Annotated in this window: 14 protein-coding genes; 6 read left to right on the forward strand and 8 right to left on the reverse strand. The window is 70.4% G+C overall.

Features of this window, described 5'->3' with window-relative positions; all coding sequences use genetic code 11:
- Positions 1–32 precede the first annotated feature (32 nt).
- The 5 genes from sufC to ABR738_RS10380 form a co-directional block, all read right to left on the reverse strand.
- On the reverse strand, positions 33–797 hold the full coding sequence (gene sufC / locus ABR738_RS10360) for a Fe-S cluster assembly ATPase SufC (protein ID WP_350229680.1): 765 nt from the start codon (positions 795–797) through the stop codon (positions 33–35).
- A 7-nt stretch (positions 798–804) separates the two neighbouring features.
- Entirely contained in the window at positions 805–1,122 is a 318-nt protein-coding gene (locus ABR738_RS10365) for a bifunctional 3-phenylpropionate/cinnamic acid dioxygenase ferredoxin subunit (protein ID WP_100574415.1), read from the reverse strand.
- Positions 1,122–2,300: a Fe-S cluster assembly protein SufD gene (gene sufD, locus ABR738_RS10370; RefSeq protein ID WP_350229681.1), complete on the reverse strand. Its 1,179-nt coding sequence runs from the start codon at positions 2,298–2,300 to the stop codon at positions 1,122–1,124. Before sufD ends, ABR738_RS10365 begins: the two co-directional genes overlap by 1 nt.
- Positions 2,301–2,362: 62 nt before the next feature.
- Positions 2,363–3,784 carry a Fe-S cluster assembly protein SufB gene (sufB, locus tag ABR738_RS10375; protein ID WP_120724505.1) on the reverse strand — a complete coding sequence of 474 codons (1,422 nt, stop codon included), beginning with the start codon at positions 3,782–3,784 and terminating at the stop codon, positions 2,363–2,365.
- The gene (locus ABR738_RS10380; RefSeq protein WP_350229682.1) at positions 3,781–4,533 is read right to left on the reverse strand and encodes a helix-turn-helix transcriptional regulator; all 753 of its coding nucleotides are present in this window, start codon (positions 4,531–4,533) and stop codon (positions 3,781–3,783) included. Before ABR738_RS10380 ends, sufB begins: the two co-directional genes overlap by 4 nt.
- A 171-nt stretch (positions 4,534–4,704) precedes the next feature.
- Here ABR738_RS10380 and ABR738_RS10385 point away from each other — a divergent pair, with 171 nt between their 5' ends.
- The 4 genes from ABR738_RS10385 (at position 4,705) to ABR738_RS10400 (ending at position 8,436) form a co-directional block, all read left to right on the forward strand.
- The gene (locus ABR738_RS10385) at positions 4,705–5,508 is read left to right on the forward strand and encodes an AAC(3) family N-acetyltransferase (protein WP_350229683.1); all 804 of its coding nucleotides are present in this window, start codon (positions 4,705–4,707) and stop codon (positions 5,506–5,508) included.
- Positions 5,509–5,656: 148 nt separating this feature from the next.
- Positions 5,657–6,583: an ABC transporter ATP-binding protein gene (locus tag ABR738_RS10390; protein WP_350229684.1), complete on the forward strand. Its 927-nt coding sequence runs from the start codon at positions 5,657–5,659 to the stop codon at positions 6,581–6,583.
- On the forward strand, positions 6,580–7,347 hold the full coding sequence (locus tag ABR738_RS10395) for an ABC transporter permease (protein ID WP_350229685.1): 768 nt from the start codon (positions 6,580–6,582) through the stop codon (positions 7,345–7,347). The genes ABR738_RS10390 and ABR738_RS10395 overlap by 4 nt, the downstream gene beginning before the upstream one ends.
- 93 nt (positions 7,348–7,440) lie before the next feature.
- Entirely contained in the window at positions 7,441–8,436 is a 996-nt protein-coding gene (locus ABR738_RS10400; RefSeq protein ID WP_388457339.1) for a COX15/CtaA family protein, read from the forward strand.
- Between the two features lie 82 nt (positions 8,437–8,518).
- Here the strand turns inward: ABR738_RS10400 and ABR738_RS10405 are convergent, their stop codons facing one another.
- The 3 genes from ABR738_RS10405 to ABR738_RS10415 all read right to left on the reverse strand — a co-directional run bounded on the left by ABR738_RS10405 (position 8,519) and on the right by ABR738_RS10415 (position 11,077).
- Positions 8,519–9,601, reverse strand: coding sequence for an amidohydrolase (locus ABR738_RS10405; RefSeq protein ID WP_350229686.1), 1,083 nt, complete (start codon positions 9,599–9,601; stop codon positions 8,519–8,521).
- A gap of 77 nt (positions 9,602–9,678) precedes the next feature.
- Positions 9,679–10,035, reverse strand: a complete 357-nt coding sequence (locus ABR738_RS10410; protein WP_350229687.1) for a hypothetical protein — start codon at positions 10,033–10,035, stop codon at positions 9,679–9,681.
- Between the two features lie 88 nt (positions 10,036–10,123).
- A complete protein-coding gene (locus tag ABR738_RS10415) occupies positions 10,124–11,077 on the reverse strand; it encodes a heme o synthase (protein ID WP_350229688.1) in 954 nt (317 codons plus the stop codon).
- 307 nt (positions 11,078–11,384) lie between these two features.
- Between ABR738_RS10415 and tkt the strand changes: the two genes are divergently transcribed.
- Positions 11,385–13,472: a transketolase gene (gene tkt / locus ABR738_RS10420; RefSeq protein ID WP_350229689.1), complete on the forward strand. Its 2,088-nt coding sequence runs from the start codon at positions 11,385–11,387 to the stop codon at positions 13,470–13,472.
- A 35-nt stretch (positions 13,473–13,507) separates the two neighbouring features.
- Entirely contained in the window at positions 13,508–14,626 is a 1,119-nt protein-coding gene (gene tal / locus ABR738_RS10425) for a transaldolase (RefSeq protein ID WP_350229690.1), read from the forward strand.
- Positions 14,627–14,629 lie beyond the last annotated feature (3 nt).

Consider the following 14,629-nt stretch of genomic DNA (forward strand, 5'->3'; position numbering starts at 1 on the left):
CATCCGCGGGCCGATGGCCTCGCGCGCGTCGCTCACAGGTCAGCGCCACCCTTCGTGTACGACTCGTAGCCCTCGGACTCGAGCTTGTCGGCGAGCTCCGCGCCGCCGGACTCGACGATGCGTCCGCCGGCGAAGACGTGGACGTAGTCGGGCTTGATGTAGCGCAGGATGCGCGTGTAGTGGGTCACCAGGAGGGTGCCGACCTCGCCGTTCTCACGGACGCGGTTGATGCCCTCGGAGACCTGGCGCAGCGCGTCGACGTCGAGGCCGGAGTCGGTCTCGTCGAGGATGGCGATCTTCGGCTTCAGGAGCTCCAGCTGAAGGATCTCGTGGCGCTTCTTCTCGCCGCCGGAGAAGCCCTCGTTCACGTTGCGCTCGGCGAAGGCGGGGTCCATCTGGAGCTGCTCCATCGCGGACTTGACCTCCTTCACCCAGGTGCGCAGCTTGGGCGCCTCGCCGCGGATCGCGGTGGCCGAGGTGCGCAGGAAGTTGGAGACCGAGACACCGGGGACCTCGACCGGGTACTGCATGGCGAGGAAGACGCCGGCGCGGGCGCGCTCGTCGACGGACATCTCCAGGACGTCCTCGCCGTCGAGCGTGACGGTGCCGCTGGTGATCGTGTACTTGGGGTGCCCGGCCAGCGAGTACGCCAGGGTGGACTTGCCGGAGCCGTTGGGGCCCATGATGGCGTGGGTCTCGCCCTGCTTCACGGTCAGGTCGACGCCCTTGAGGATCTCCTTCGTACCGTTCTCGGTGTCGACGGAGACGTGCAGGTCGCGGATTTCAAGCGTTGCCATGGGGAACTCAGGACTCCTGGGTGACGGAGACGAGCACATCGTCCCCTTGGATCTGTACGGGGTATACGGGGACGGGGCGCGTCGCGGGAAGGCCGGACGGCTTGCCGGTGCGGAGGTCGAAGCTGGAGCCGTGCAGCCAGCATTCGATGGCGCAGTCCTCCACCTCGCCCTCCGAGAGCGACACGTTCGCGTGCGAGCAGATGTCGTTGATCGCGAACACCTCGCCCTCGGTCTTGACGAGGGACACCGGCGTGCCGTCGATCTCCACCCGCTTGGGCGTGTCGCTCTCCAGCTCGCTCAGCGCGCAGGCTTTGACGAAGGCCATCAGACGGAAGCCTCCAGCTCCGTCTCGATCTTCGCGAGCAGGCGCTCCTCGACGTCCGGCAGGCCGATCTTCTGGACGAGCTCCGCGAAGAAGCCGCGGACGACCAGGCGGCGGGCCTCCATCGGCGGGATGCCCCGGGACATCAGGTAGAAGAGCTGTTCGTCGTCGAAGCGGCCGGTGGCCGAGGCGTGTCCCGCGCCGGCGATCTCGCCGGTCTCGATCTCCAGGTTCGGCACCGAGTCGACGCGGGCGCCGTCGGTCAGAACCAGGTTGCGGTTCATCTCGTAGGTGTCCGTGCCCTCGGCCGAGGCTTGGATGAGGACGTCGCCGATCCACACCGCGTGCGCGTCCTCGCCCTGGAGGGCGCCCTTGTACACCGCGTTGGACTTGCAGTGCGGGGTGTTGTGGTCGACCAGGAGGCGGTGCTCCTGGTGCTGGCCGTGGTCGGTGAAGTACAGGCCGAACAGCTCCGCCTCGCCGCCGGTGCCCGCGTAGGCGACGCGCGGGTGCAGGCGCACCAGGTCGCCGCCGAAGGTGACCACGAACGACTTGAAGGTGGCGTCGCGGCCGATCAGCGCGTTGTGCTGGGCCACGTGGACGGCCTTGTCGTCCCAGTCCTGGACGGAGACGACGGTCAGCTTGGCGCCGTCGCCCAGAACGTACTCGACGTTCGCGGCGAGCACCGCGTCGCCGGTGTGGTCCAGGACCACGACGGCCTCGGCGAAGGCGCCGAGCTCGATCACCTGGTGGCCGTAGGCCACGCCGCCCTCGCCGTGCACGGCGATCCGGATCGGCTCGGTGAGCACCGTGTCCCTGGGGACACTCACGACACTGGCCTGCTCGAAGGACGAGTACGCCTGGGCCGCGACGCGGTCCACCGGCGTTCCCGCCCTGCCGAGGCGGGCGTCGTCGCGCCCGACACTCTCCACGGTGACGCCCTCGGGCGCGTCCACGGTGACCTTCAGGGCCTCGCCGGTGGCGACGGCGGTGCCGTCGTGGAGCCCGCGCAGCCGCTCCAGCGGCGTGAACCGCCACTCCTCCTCGCGGCCGTGCGGGACCGGGAAGTCCGCCACGTCGAAGGAGGGAGGGGCGCTCATGCGGGTGGCGACGGTCGACTCGGCGGCCACCGCGATGGAACCGGCGGTGGTGGAGCCCACCGGGATGTTTGCCTCAGCCATGGCTGTCGTAGTGCTCTCTTCCTGAATCAGAATCTGCTCAACTGCCGGATGGGGAGCGGTCGTTATCCGACCGAGCCCTCCATCTGGAGTTCGATCAGCCGGTTGAGCTCAAGGGCGTACTCCATGGGGAGCTCCTTGGCGATCGGCTCGACGAAGCCGCGCACGATCATCGCCATCGCCTCGAACTCGGTCAGACCGCGGCTCATCAGGTAGAAGAGCTGGTCCTCGGAGACCTTGGAGACCGTCGCCTCGTGGCCCATGGACACGTCGTCCTCGCGGACGTCCACGTAGGGGTAGGTGTCCGAGCGGGAGATCGTGTCGACGAGCAGCGCGTCGCACAGCACGTTCGACTTGGAGCCGTGGGCGCCCTCGCCGATCTCGACGAGGCCCCGGTAGGAGGTGCGGCCGCCGCCGCGCGCCACCGACTTGGAGACGATGTTGGAGGAGGTGTTCGGCGCCATGTGGACCATCTTGGAGCCGGCGTCCTGGTGCTGGCCCTCGCCCGCGAAGGCGATGGACAGCGTCTCGCCCTTGGCGTGCTCGCCCATCAGGTAGACGGCCGGGTACTTCATGGTGACCTTGGAACCGATGTTGCCGTCGATCCACTCCATGGTCGCGCCCTCGTACGCCACGGCGCGCTTGGTGACCAGGTTGTAGACGTTGTTCGACCAGTTCTGGATCGTCGTGTAGCGGCAGCGGCCGCCCTTCTTGACGATGATCTCCACGACGGCGCTGTGCAGCGAGTCCGAGGAGTAGATCGGGGCGGTGCAGCCCTCGACGTAGTGGACGTACGCGTCCTCGTCGACGATGATCAGCGTCCGCTCGAACTGGCCCATGTTCTCGGTGTTGATCCGGAAGTAGGCCTGGAGCGGGATGTCGACGTGGACGCCCTTGGGCACGTAGATGAACGAGCCGCCCGACCACACCGCGGTGTTCAGCGACGCGAACTTGTTGTCGCCGACCGGGATGACGGTGCCGAAGTACTCCTGGAAGAGCTCGGGGTGCTCCTTCAGGGCGGTGTCGGTGTCGAGGAAGATGACGCCCTGCTCCTCCAGGTCCTCACGGATCTGGTGGTAGACGACCTCGGACTCGTACTGCGCCGCGACACCGGCCACCAGGCGCTGCTTCTCCGCCTCGGGGATGCCGAGCTTGTCGTACGTGTTCTTGATGTCCGCGGGCAGGTCCTCCCAGGACGCCGCCTGCTTCTCGGTGGAGCGCACGAAGTACTTGATGTTGTCGAAGTCGATGCCGGAGAGGTCGGAGCCCCAGTTCGGCATGGGCTTCTTGTCGAACAGCCGCAGGCCCTTGAGGCGCAGCTTCAGCATCCACTCCGGCTCGTTCTTCTTCTGCGAGATGTCGCGCACGACAGCCTCGGAAAGACCGCGCTTGGCAGCGGCGCCGGCCGCGTCGGAGTCGGCCCAGCCGTATTCGTACGTGCCCAGGCCATCGAGCTCAGGGTGGGCAGTCTCCGTGGGGAGCGTCATGCGGGGTTCCTCCCGGCCTTGCTTGCGGATGCTTGCTGGTGTGTGGTCTGTGGTGGCGCCCCGTGCGGGATGAACGTGGTGCAGACGCCGTCGCCATGGGCGATGGTCGCCAGGCGCTGCACATGCGTTCCCAGGAGGCGGGAGAAGAACTCGGTCTCCGCCTCGCACAGCTGCGGGTACCGCTCGGCGGCGTGGGCGACCGGGCAGTGGTGCTGGCACAGCTGCTCGCCCCGCTGCGGATGGGGCGCGCCGCGCGCCGTAGCAGCGTACCCGTCGGCGCTCAAGGCCTTGGCGAGGGCTTGGGCGCGCTCCTCGGGAGCCGCGGCCGCGATCGCGTCCCGGTACGCCCCGGCCTGGGCCTCGACGCGGGCCCGCGCGAACGCCGCGACGGCTTCCTCGCCGGCCGCGCCGCCGCCGGCGGACTGCTCGATCCAGTGCAGGGCGTCGACGGCGAGCTTGTCGTAGGACTGCTCGAAGGCGTCCCGGCCGCAGTCGGTCAGGGCGAAGACCTTGGCCGGGCGGCCACGGGTGCGCGCGCCGTAGACGCGCTGCTCGCGCGGTGCGACGACCTCGTCGGCGACGAGCGCGTCGAGGTGGCGGCGGACGGCTGCCTGGGTGAGGCCGAGGCGGTTCGCGAGGTCCTGTGCGGTCGAGGGCCCGTGGTCCAGGATCGAGCGCGCGACCCGGTTGCGGGTGGACCGCTCACCGGTCGCGAGTTCCTCCTGGGGAGCCTCACCGACGTTTTTCACAACACCATTGTTGCGTAATTCCTCAGGGCCTGACAACCCGCGTCGCGATCACGAGCGGTGCGGTGTATCACTTAGGCGAACCTAAGCTGACCTGCGGAAACGATCATTGATCGATCGTCGGGCCGGTAATTCACTGGCCCCGGAGGGGGCCGTGCGCCAGACTCGTCCGCCATGTCCACACCGCCTGTGACCGGCCCTTTGTGTACGCGCGACACCCTCGCGGCCGAGCTGCGCACCCTCGGGGTGCGACCTGGTGAAACGCTCGTCGTGCACTCCTCCCTGAAGTCACTCGGCTGGGTCTGCGGAGGCGCCGCCACGGTCGTTCGAGCTCTTCTCGACACGCTGGGCGAAACGGGCACGCTCGTGGTCCCCGCGTTCTCCAACGACAACTCCGACCCCGCGCACTGGGGCCGTCCGGCCGTGCCCGAGGAGTGGTGGGAGCCCATCCGGGCCGCGCTGCCCGCGTACGACCCGCTGACCACACCGAGTCTCGGCGTCGGCGCGGTTCCCGAGGCCGTGCGCACCTGGCCCGGGGCTCTGCGCAGCGCCCACCCGCAGACCTCCTTCGCCGCGATCGGCCCGGGCGCGTCGCGCATCACCGCGGACCACCCCCGCGACTGCCAGCTCGGCGAGCGCAGCCCGCTGGCCCGCCTGGAGGAAGCCGGCGCCCGGGCGCTGCTGCTGGGTGCGGGCTTCGACTCCTGCACCTCCTTCCACCTCGCGGAGTACCGCGTGCCCGGGCCCATGGCGGACGTGTCGTTCGCGGTGAACACCCCCCGGGGCCGGCAGTGGCTCACGGTGCGCGACGTGGACCTCGACAGCGACTGCTTCGGCGCCCTTGGCACCGACTTCGAGCGGGACACGGACGTGACGCGCGGCACGGTGGGGGCCGCGACCTGCCGCCTCTTCCCGGTGCGCGACGCGGTCGCCTACGCGCGGCGGTGGCTGCCCGTGCACCGCCCGCATGAGGAGTGACGGCGGGCAACACCCGACGCGCCCCGCACGTGAACCCCGTACGCCCCGGCCTCCTCGCACCGTCAGCGGCGGCCGGCGTGCGGGCGGGCCCCCGCGCCGACGGGGCCCCGCGCCGACGGCGCCCGCGCCCCGCCTAGACTTGCCGGTCATGAACAGCGAGCCCGTCGTCCAGGTCGTGGGCCTGGTCAAGCGGTACGGACCGAAAACCGCCGTGGACGGCCTCGACCTCACGGTCGGCGCCGCCGCCGTGACCGCCGTCCTCGGCCCCAACGGCGCCGGCAAGACCACCACCATCGAGACGTGCGAGGGCTACCGCAGGCCCGACGCCGGCACCGTCCGCGTCCTCGGCCTCGACCCGGTCGCCGACGCCGCGCGCCTCAAGCCGCGCGTCGGCGTCATGCTCCAGTCCGGCGGCGTCTACTCCGGCGCCCGCGCCGACGAGATGCTGCGCCACATGGCCAAGCTGCACGCCCACCCGCTCGACGTCGACGCGCTCATCGAGCGCCTGGGGCTCGATGGTTGCGGCCGCACCACCTACCGCAGGCTCTCCGGCGGCCAGCAGCAGCGCCTCGCGCTCGCGATGGCCGTCGTCGGCCGGCCCGAACTCGTCTTCCTCGACGAGCCGACCGCGGGCCTGGACCCACAGGCCCGCCGCGCCACCTGGGACCTCGTGCGCGAGCTGCGCGCCGACGGCGTCTCGGTGGTGCTCACCACCCACTTCATGGACGAGGCCGAGACGCTGGCCGACGACGTGGCCATCGTGGACGCGGGCAAGGTCGTCGCCCAGGGCTCCCCCGAGCGGCTGTGCAAGGGCGGCGCGGAGAACACCCTGCGCTTCACCGGCCGCCCCGGCCTCGACCTCGCCTCACTCCTCAAGGCGCTGCCCGACGGCTCGGCCGCGGCGGAACTGACACCGGGCACCTACCGCATCGACGGCGCCATCGACCCCCAGCTGCTGGCCACCGTCACCTCCTGGTGCGCCCAGCACGGCGTGATGCCGGACGGCATCTCGGTCGAACGCCGCACGCTGGAGGACGTCTTCATCGAACTGACCGGTAAGGAGCTGCGCGCATGAGCGCCGGTACGTACGCGCCGAAGCCGGGCGCCGCGCCGCTCGGGCGGATGATCGGGGCGCAGACCGCGCTGGAGACGCGGATGCTGCTGCGCAACGGCGAGCAGCTGCTGCTCACCGTGATCATCCCGAGCCTGCTCCTGGTGCTGTTCTCGACCGTCGACATCATCGACACCGGCCGGGGCAAGTCCGTGGACTTCCTGGCTCCCGGCGTCCTCGCGCTCGCCGTGATGTCGACCGCCTTCACCGGCCAGGCCATCGCGACCGGGTTCGAGCGGCGCTACGGGGTGCTCAAGCGGCTCGGCGCCTCCCCGCTTCCGCGCTGGGCGCTGATGACCTCCAAGACGCTCGCGGTGCTGGTCACCGAGGTGCTGCAAGTCGTGCTGCTCACCGTGATCGCCTTCGCGCTCGGCTGGTCCCCGCACGGCAACCCCTTCGCGGTGCTGCTCCTGATGGTGCTCGGCACGGCCGCCTTCTCCGGCCTCGGTCTGCTCATGGCCGGCACCCTGAAGGCCGAGGCCACGCTCGCCGCGGCCAACCTGGTGTTCCTGCTGCTGCTCGTGGCCGGCGGGGTCATCGTGCCGATGGACAAGTTCCCCGGCGGCGTGCGGACGGTCCTCGACCTGCTGCCCATCTCGGCCCTGTCCGACGGGCTGCGCGACGTGCTCGCGAGCGGCGCCTCGATGCCGTGGGGCGACCTCGCCATCCTCGCGGTGTGGGCGGTGCTCGGCCTCGGCGCGGCCGCGAAGTTCTTCCGCTGGGAGTGAGCCGGGGCTGTGCCCGGGGGACACCGCTCGGTGCCGGACCCGCCGGGACCCCCTCGTGAAAACATGCACAAACGGGCCCTTACGATAGGGCCCATGCCGAAAGTGACCCGCGCCGATGTGACCGCAGCGGCCCGCAATCCGCTTCTCTTCATCGCACAGCGCTGGACCGCGTCCCCCCGGATCGTGCGGCGCGCGGCGCTCGCCGCCCTCGTCATGGCCGTCGCCATCGTGGTGACCGGCGGCGCGGTGCGGCTCACCGGCTCCGGCCTCGGCTGCCCGACCTGGCCCAAGTGCACCAGCGACAGCCTGACCGCCACCAGCGAGATGGGCTTTCGCGGCGCGATCGAGTTCACCAACCGGATGCTGACGTACGTCCTGTGCGCGGCGGTCGGCTGGGCGATCATCGCGGCGCGCTCGGCGAAGCCCTGGCGGCGTCCGCTGACCCGGCTCGGCTGGGTGCAGTTCTGGGTGGTCATGGGCAACGCGGTCCTCGGCGGCATCGTCGTCCTGGTCGGCCTCAACCCGTACACGGTGGCCGCCCACTTCCTGCTCTCCAGCGCGCTCATCGCGGTGGCCGTCGTCACCTGGCAGCGCGCGCGGGAGGGCGACGGCGCGCCAAGGCCCCTGGTGGGCAAGGCAGTTGTCCAGCTGACCTGGCTCCTGGTGGGCGCGTCGGCCGCCCTGATCGCGGTCGGCACGATCGTCACCGGCACCGGCCGCCACCCCGGCGACTCCAAGGACGTGGCGCGCATCCCGCTGGACTGGACGATGATCACCCAGCTGCACGCGGACCTCGCCTGGATCGTGGTGGCGCTCGCCGTCGCGCTGTGGTTCGTCCTCAAGGCCGTCGACGCGCCGCCCGGGCCCCGCGCCCGGGCCCGGGACCTGTTCCTCGTCCTGCTGGGCCAGGGCGTGATCGGTTACGTCCAGTACTTCCTGAAGACGCCCGAGATCCTGGTCGGGCTGCACATGCTGGGCTCGTGCCTGGTGTGGATCGCCGTGCTGCGGGTGCTGCTCTCGCTGCGCGAGCGGCCCGAGGTCACGGCGGAACTCCCGGCGCAGGCGGATCCCGCCCTCAGCCACGCCTGACCCTCCGGACGGGCGCCGCCGGGCCGTGCCCGGCGGCCCCGCGAGGCCACCCGGACCACTCCCCCACGCCTCGCCCGCTCCTCTACGCCGCGCCCGCGAGCCCGTAGACGCGCCGCGCGTTGCCCGCCGCGATCATCTCCGCCACCCGCCGCGCGTCCCCGCCCGACCACGCGCCATCGGCCACCCAGCCGCCGAGCACCCGGCCGAGCGCCTGCGAGAACAGCCGGGCCCCCACCACATGGAGTTCGGGCAGCCCCCAGGCCCCGCTGGAGTAGAGCAGCTTCCCGAACGGGGCCAGCTCCATGATCTCCGCGAGGACGCCCGCGGCCCGCGCCCCCGTGCGGACCAGGGCCGGCCCTGCGTCGGTGTACACATGCGGATGGACGCCCGCCAGATGGGCGGCCTGACGGTGGTAGGGATAGCCGTGCAACAGCACCAGATCGGTGCCGAGCCCACTCGTCGCGTCCGCGAACGCGGCCAGCGGCATCGGGTCGGCCATCCCCAGCTGGAGCTGGAGCGGGCGTCCGCTCGCTACGGCGTTCCACAGCAGATGGCGCAGGAGCACCGGATCGTCGAGGCGGCCGTGTCTGCGCCGGCCCGCGAGCCACCGTCCGGCCGCGCCGCGCACCTCACCGGGCCCGGGCGGGCGCGGGTCGAGTCCGGCGCGGGCGCCCGTCACGCACGCGAAGGCGACGGCGGACGCCGCCGCGGTGTGGACGGCTTCGGCGAGGTTGGCGAGGAAGGACGCGACGCTCCCCGAGGTGTCGGCGACCTGCTCGGCCAGGAGTTCAAGGCGCACGATCTCGTGGGCGTCGGCAGCGCCCGCGGCGGCGATCTCGTGGGGCGCGGTGAGGTCGCCCGGCACTCCGGTGTCCACCAGATAGGTGGAAATTCCCGAGCCCCTGAGCAGGCGTCTGCCCGCCTCGAGGGCGCCCAGCTCGCGTCGGCGGGCCAGATAGCGGGCCGGCGGGCAGTGCGGCTCCAGATCCAGGAGCGGGGGGCACCAGCGGCGTACGGCGAAACCGGTCTGGGTGTCGAAGAAGGTGGTGCCGGGCGCGGGCAGCGTCCCGGTGCGGCCGAGCGCCGTCTCGAAGGTTCCGAGGCCGAGCTCGGTGCGCAGGATGCCGTGGCAGTACTGGTCCACCAGGGGCGGGGTGTCGATCATCCGGGGCTCCCTGCGGTGGACGTGCTTGCACCCCTCCTAACGGGTGAGCCCCGGATCGGTGTTGCTCGCCGTCTCGCTCAGCTGTTCTTCGGACCGCCGAGCTGGATGCCGGCCATGCGGGACCACTCGTAGGGCCCGGTCCTCACCTTGGCGGCGAACTCGCCGTCGAAGTCCTCGTGGACGGTGATGCCGGACTTCGCCACGGCGCTCAGCGCGACGGCGTGGGTCGGGGCCACCAGGTCGCCCCAGCCGCCGTCCTCGCCCACCAGCACGATGCGGGCGCCCTTGTGGCCGATGTACGCCACCTGGCCCTCGGCGCCGCCGTGCTCCTTGGCGAAGGAGCCGATCGCGCGGGCCAGCCTGACCGCGTGCCGTTCGGCCTTCGCGGCCTGCTTGTCGTCAACCGGGGTGTCTGCAACCTGGGTGTCTGCCATGCCGCGATGCTACTAGCGGGTAGATCCAGGAGCGAGAAGAGGGGCCAGTGGCTTGCGCCACTGGCCCCTCCACGTGTTCACCGGCCACTCAGCGCAAAAACGGGTCCACCGCGACGGCCACGAAGAGCAGCGAGACATAGGTGATGGACCAGTGGAACAGGCGCATCTCCTTGAGCTTGGCGCCGGTCGTCTCGTTCTTGGCGCGGGACTGGAGCGCGTGCGCCTCCCACAGCCACCAGCCGCCCGACACCAGCGCGACGGCCGTGTAGAACCAGCCGGTGTAGCCGAGCGGGGTCAGCAGCAGCGAGACGGCGACCATCACCCAGCTGTAGAGGACGATCTGGCGGGCCACGACCTTGTTGGAGGCGACCACCGGCAGCATCGGCACGCCGACGCGCGCGTAGTCCTCCTTGACCTTCATGGACAGCGGCCAGTAGTGCGGCGGCGTCCAGAAGAACATCACAAGGAAGAGGATGACCGGCGCCCACGACATCGAGTTGGTGACCGAGGACCAGCCGATGAGCACCGGCAGACAGCCCGCGATGCCGCCCCAGACGATGTTCTGCGAGGTCCGGCGCTTGAGGATCATCGTGTACACGACGACGTAGAAGAGCAGCGCGCCGAGCGAGAGGGCCGCCGAGAGCCAGTTGACCAGGAGGCCGAACCACAGCGTGGAGATGACCGCGAGCGAGATGCCGAAGACCAGGCATTCGCGCGGCGAGACCATGCCCGTCACCAGCGGACGCTGCGATGTGCGGTCCATCAGCGCGTCGATGTCGCGGTCGATGTACATGTTCAGGGCGTTTGCGCCGCCCGCTGAGAGGTACCCGCCCAGTGTGGTCGCGAAGACCAGCCACAGCGGAGGAACGCCCTGTTCGGCCAGGAACATCACCGGAATGGTGGTGATGAGCAGCAGTTCGATGATTCGTGGCTTGGTCAGCGCCACAAAGGCCTTGACGCGGGCCCCGAACGGCCGATGGCCCCCCGGGCTGGGAGTCAAGACGACCCCTGCGGGTCGGGACTCGACGGCCGTCACGCACACCCCTGACAGAGAATTCCCAGCAAGTCCCCGGTGATCCGGGACGTTCCCGGACGTGAAGGCCCGGTAAAGACTTGCGCGTACCACGCCACTGTAGACGTTGCCCATACGCCGCCATCCCCGGGGGTGGGGTCGTGTTGGGGACGGTTCGTCAGGAGGCGGATTTCGCCGCCCCCCGGCACCCTGGACATGTCCGTCTCACCGTGCAGTCGGTCGAAAAGATGAGCGTTCCTGCGGGGGTAGGCTCGACAACGCCCGGTGCGCCCTCAGTCACCGGGATACGACATGTGGAGAGGAGCCCTGACTCAGGGTGAGCACCAAGCCGACCACCACAGACCTCCAGTGGACCGAGCTGGACCAGCGGGCCGTTGACACCGGCCGCGTACTGGCCGCGGATGCCGTACAGAAGGTCGGCAACGGCCATCCCGGTACGGCGATGAGCCTGTCCCCGGCCGCGTACACCCTCTTCCAGAAGGTGATGCGGCACGACCCGGCGGACGCCGACTGGGTCGGACGCGACCGTTTCGTCCTCTCGGCGGGCCACTCGTCCCTGACCCTCTACATCCAGCTGTACCTGGCCGGTTTCGGCCTGGAGCTGGATGACCTGAAGGCGTTTCGGACCTGGGGTTCCAAGACCCCCGGCCACCCGGAGTACGGCCACACCACCGGCGTCGAGACGACCACCGGCCCGCTGGGCCAGGGTGTCGCCAACGCCGTGGGCATGGCGATGGCCGCCCGCTACGAGCGCGGCCTCTTCGACCCGGAGGCGGCCCCGGGCACCTCCCCGTTCGACCACTTCGTCTTCGCGATCGCCGGCGACGGCTGCCTTCAGGAGGGCATCTCCTCCGAGGCGTCCTCGCTTGCCGGTCACCAAAAGCTCGGCAACCTGATCCTGCTGTGGGACGACAACCACATCTCGATCGAGGGCGACACCGAGACCGCCGTCTCCGAGGACACCGTCAAGCGGTACGAGGCGTACGGCTGGCACGTCCAGCGCGTCGCGCCCAAGCCCGACGGCGACCTGGACCCCGAGGCGCTGTACGACGCGATCGAGGCCGCCAAGGCCGTCACCGACCGGCCGTCGTTCATCGCGATGCGCTCGATCATCGCCTGGCCCGCCCCGCACGCGCAGAACACCGAGGCCGCGCACGGCTCGGCGCTCGGCGACGACGAGGTGGCCGCCACCAAGCGCGTCCTCGGCTTCGACCCGGAGAAGTCCTTCTTCGTGGCCGACGAGGTTCTGGCGCACACCCGCGAGGCTCTTGACCGCGGCCGCGAGGCGAAGGCCGAGTGGGAGAAGACGTTCGCCGCCTGGCGCACCGCCAACCCGGAGCGCGCCGCCGAGTTCGACCGCGTCAACGCGGGCGAGCTGCCCGAGGGCTGGGAGTCGCACCTCCCCGTCTTCGAGACCGGCAAGGCCGTCGCGACCCGTGCCGCGTCCGGCAAGGTCCTCCAGGCGCTCGGCGCGGTCCTGCCCGAGCTGTGGGGCGGCTCCGCCGACCTCGCCGGCTCGAACAACACGACCATCGACAAGACGTCCTCGTTCCTGCCGGCCGGCAACCCGCTGCCCGAGGCCGACCCGTACGGGCGCACCGTGCACTTCGGCATCCGCGAGCACTCCATGGCCGCGGAGATGAACGGCATCGCGCTGCACGGCCACACCCGCATCTACGGCGGCACCTTCCTGGTGTTCTCCGACTACATGCGCAACGCCGTGCGGCTGTCCGCGCTGATGCACCTGCCGGTGACGTACGTGTGGACGCACGACTCGATCGGCCTGGGCGAGGACGGTCCGACGCACCAGCCGGTGGAGCACCTGGCCTCGCTGCGCGCCATCCCCGGCCTCAACGTGGTCCGGCCCGCGGACGCCAACGAGACCGCCATCGCCTGGCGCGAGATCCTCAAGCGCTACACCAAGGTGTACGGCAAGGGGGCCCCGCACGGCCTCGTGCTGACCCGCCAGGGCGTGCCGACGTACGAGGTCAACGAGGACGCCGCCAAGGGCGGTTACGTGCTCGTGGACGCCGAAGGCGGCGACGCGCAGGCCGTGCTCATCGCCACCGGCTCCGAGGTGCAGCTCGCCGTCGAGGCGCGCGAGCAGCTCCAGGCCGACGGCATCCCGACCCGGGTGGTCTCGATGCCGTGTGTGGAGTGGTTCGAGGAGCAGGACCAGGCGTACAAGGACAGCGTGCTCGCACCGTCGGTCAAGGCGCGCGTCGCGGTCGAGGCCGGCATCGGTCTGACCTGGCACCGCTTCGTGGGTGACGCGGGCCGCATCGTCTCGCTGGAGCACTTCGGCGCTTCGGCGGACGCGAAGGTCCTGTTCAAGGAGTTCGGCTTCACCGCCGACCACGTGGCCGCAGCCGCCCGGGAATCTCTCGACGCCGCCGCGCGCTGACGCCGGTATACGAACTAGTAGGAGATGCATTTCTCATGACAGACGCACTCAAGCGCCTCTCCGACGAAGGCGTCGCGATCTGGCTCGACGACCTGTCGCGCAAGCGGATCACGTCCGGCAACCTGGCCGAGCTGATCGACCAGTCGCACGTGGTGGGCGTCACCACCAACCCGTCCATCTTCCAGAAGGCGATCAGCCAGGGTGACGGCTACGACACCCAGCTGACCGACCTCGCGGCCCGCGAGGTGACCGTCGAAGAAGCCATCCGCATGATCACGACGGCTGACGTGAGGGACGCCGCCGACATCCTGCGCCCGGTCTTCGACGCCACCGACGGCCAGGACGGCCGGGTCTCCATCGAGGTCGACCCGCGCCTGGCGCACAACACCCGCGCCACGGTCGCCGAGGCCAAGCAGCTGGCGTGGCTGGTGGACCGGCCCAACACGCTCATCAAGATCCCGGCCACCGAGGCGGGCCTCCCGGCGATCGCCGAGACCATCGGCCTCGGCATCAGCGTCAACGTCACGCTGATCTTCTCGCTCGAGCGCTACCGCAAGGTCATGGACGCCTACCTCACCGGCCTGGAGAAGGCCAAGGAGCGCGGCCTGGACCTGTCGAAGATTCATTCGGTGGCGTCGTTCTTCGTGTCCCGCGTGGACACCGAGATCGACAAGCGGATCGACGCGCTCGGCACGGACGAGGCCAAGGCCGCCCGCGGCAAGGCGGGCCTGGCCAACGCGCGCCTGGCCTACCAGGCGTACGAGGAGGTCTTCGCCTCCGACCGCTGGGCGGCGCTCGACAAGGCGCACGCCAACAAGCAGCGCCCGCTGTGGGCCTCCACCGGCGTCAAGGACAAGGCGTACAAGGACACCCTGTACGTGGACGACCTGGTGGCGCCCAACACGGTCAACACCATGCCGGAGGCCACCTTGGAGGCCACCGCCGACCACGGGCAGATCACCGGTGACACGGTGACCGGCACCTACGAGCAGGCGCGTGCCGACCTCGACGCCGTCGAGAAGCTGGGGATCTCCTACGACGAGGTCGTGCGGCTCCTCGAGGACGAGGGCGTGGAGAAGTTCGAAGGCGCCTGGAACGACCTGCTCAAGTCCACCGAGGCGGAGCTCAAGCGCCTCGCACCCTCGGAGGCGTAAATC

Source organism: Streptomyces sp. Edi4, assembly GCF_040253615.1.
Taxonomy (GTDB): Bacteria; Actinomycetota; Actinomycetes; order Streptomycetales; family Streptomycetaceae; genus Streptomyces.

Coding starts and splice junctions, on each gene's coding strand:
- ABR738_RS10410 (WP_350229687.1), bottom strand. CDS start 10,035: ATGGCAGACACCCAGGTTGCAGACACCCCGGTTGACGACAAGCAGGCC.
- ABR738_RS10395 (WP_350229685.1), top strand. CDS start 6,580: ATGAGCGCCGGTACGTACGCGCCGAAGCCGGGCGCCGCGCCGCTCGGG.
- sufC (WP_350229680.1), bottom strand. CDS start 797: ATGGCAACGCTTGAAATCCGCGACCTGCACGTCTCCGTCGACACCGAG.
- sufD (WP_350229681.1), bottom strand. CDS start 2,300: ATGGCTGAGGCAAACATCCCGGTGGGCTCCACCACCGCCGGTTCCATC.
- tal (WP_350229690.1), top strand. CDS start 13,508: ATGACAGACGCACTCAAGCGCCTCTCCGACGAAGGCGTCGCGATCTGG.
- ABR738_RS10385 (WP_350229683.1), top strand. CDS start 4,705: ATGTCCACACCGCCTGTGACCGGCCCTTTGTGTACGCGCGACACCCTC.
- ABR738_RS10390 (WP_350229684.1), top strand. CDS start 5,657: ATGAACAGCGAGCCCGTCGTCCAGGTCGTGGGCCTGGTCAAGCGGTAC.
- ABR738_RS10405 (WP_350229686.1), bottom strand. CDS start 9,601: ATGATCGACACCCCGCCCCTGGTGGACCAGTACTGCCACGGCATCCTG.
- sufB (WP_120724505.1), bottom strand. CDS start 3,784: ATGACGCTCCCCACGGAGACTGCCCACCCTGAGCTCGATGGCCTGGGC.
- ABR738_RS10400 (WP_388457339.1), top strand. CDS start 7,441: ATGCCGAAAGTGACCCGCGCCGATGTGACCGCAGCGGCCCGCAATCCG.
- ABR738_RS10365 (WP_100574415.1), bottom strand. CDS start 1,122: ATGGCCTTCGTCAAAGCCTGCGCGCTGAGCGAGCTGGAGAGCGACACG.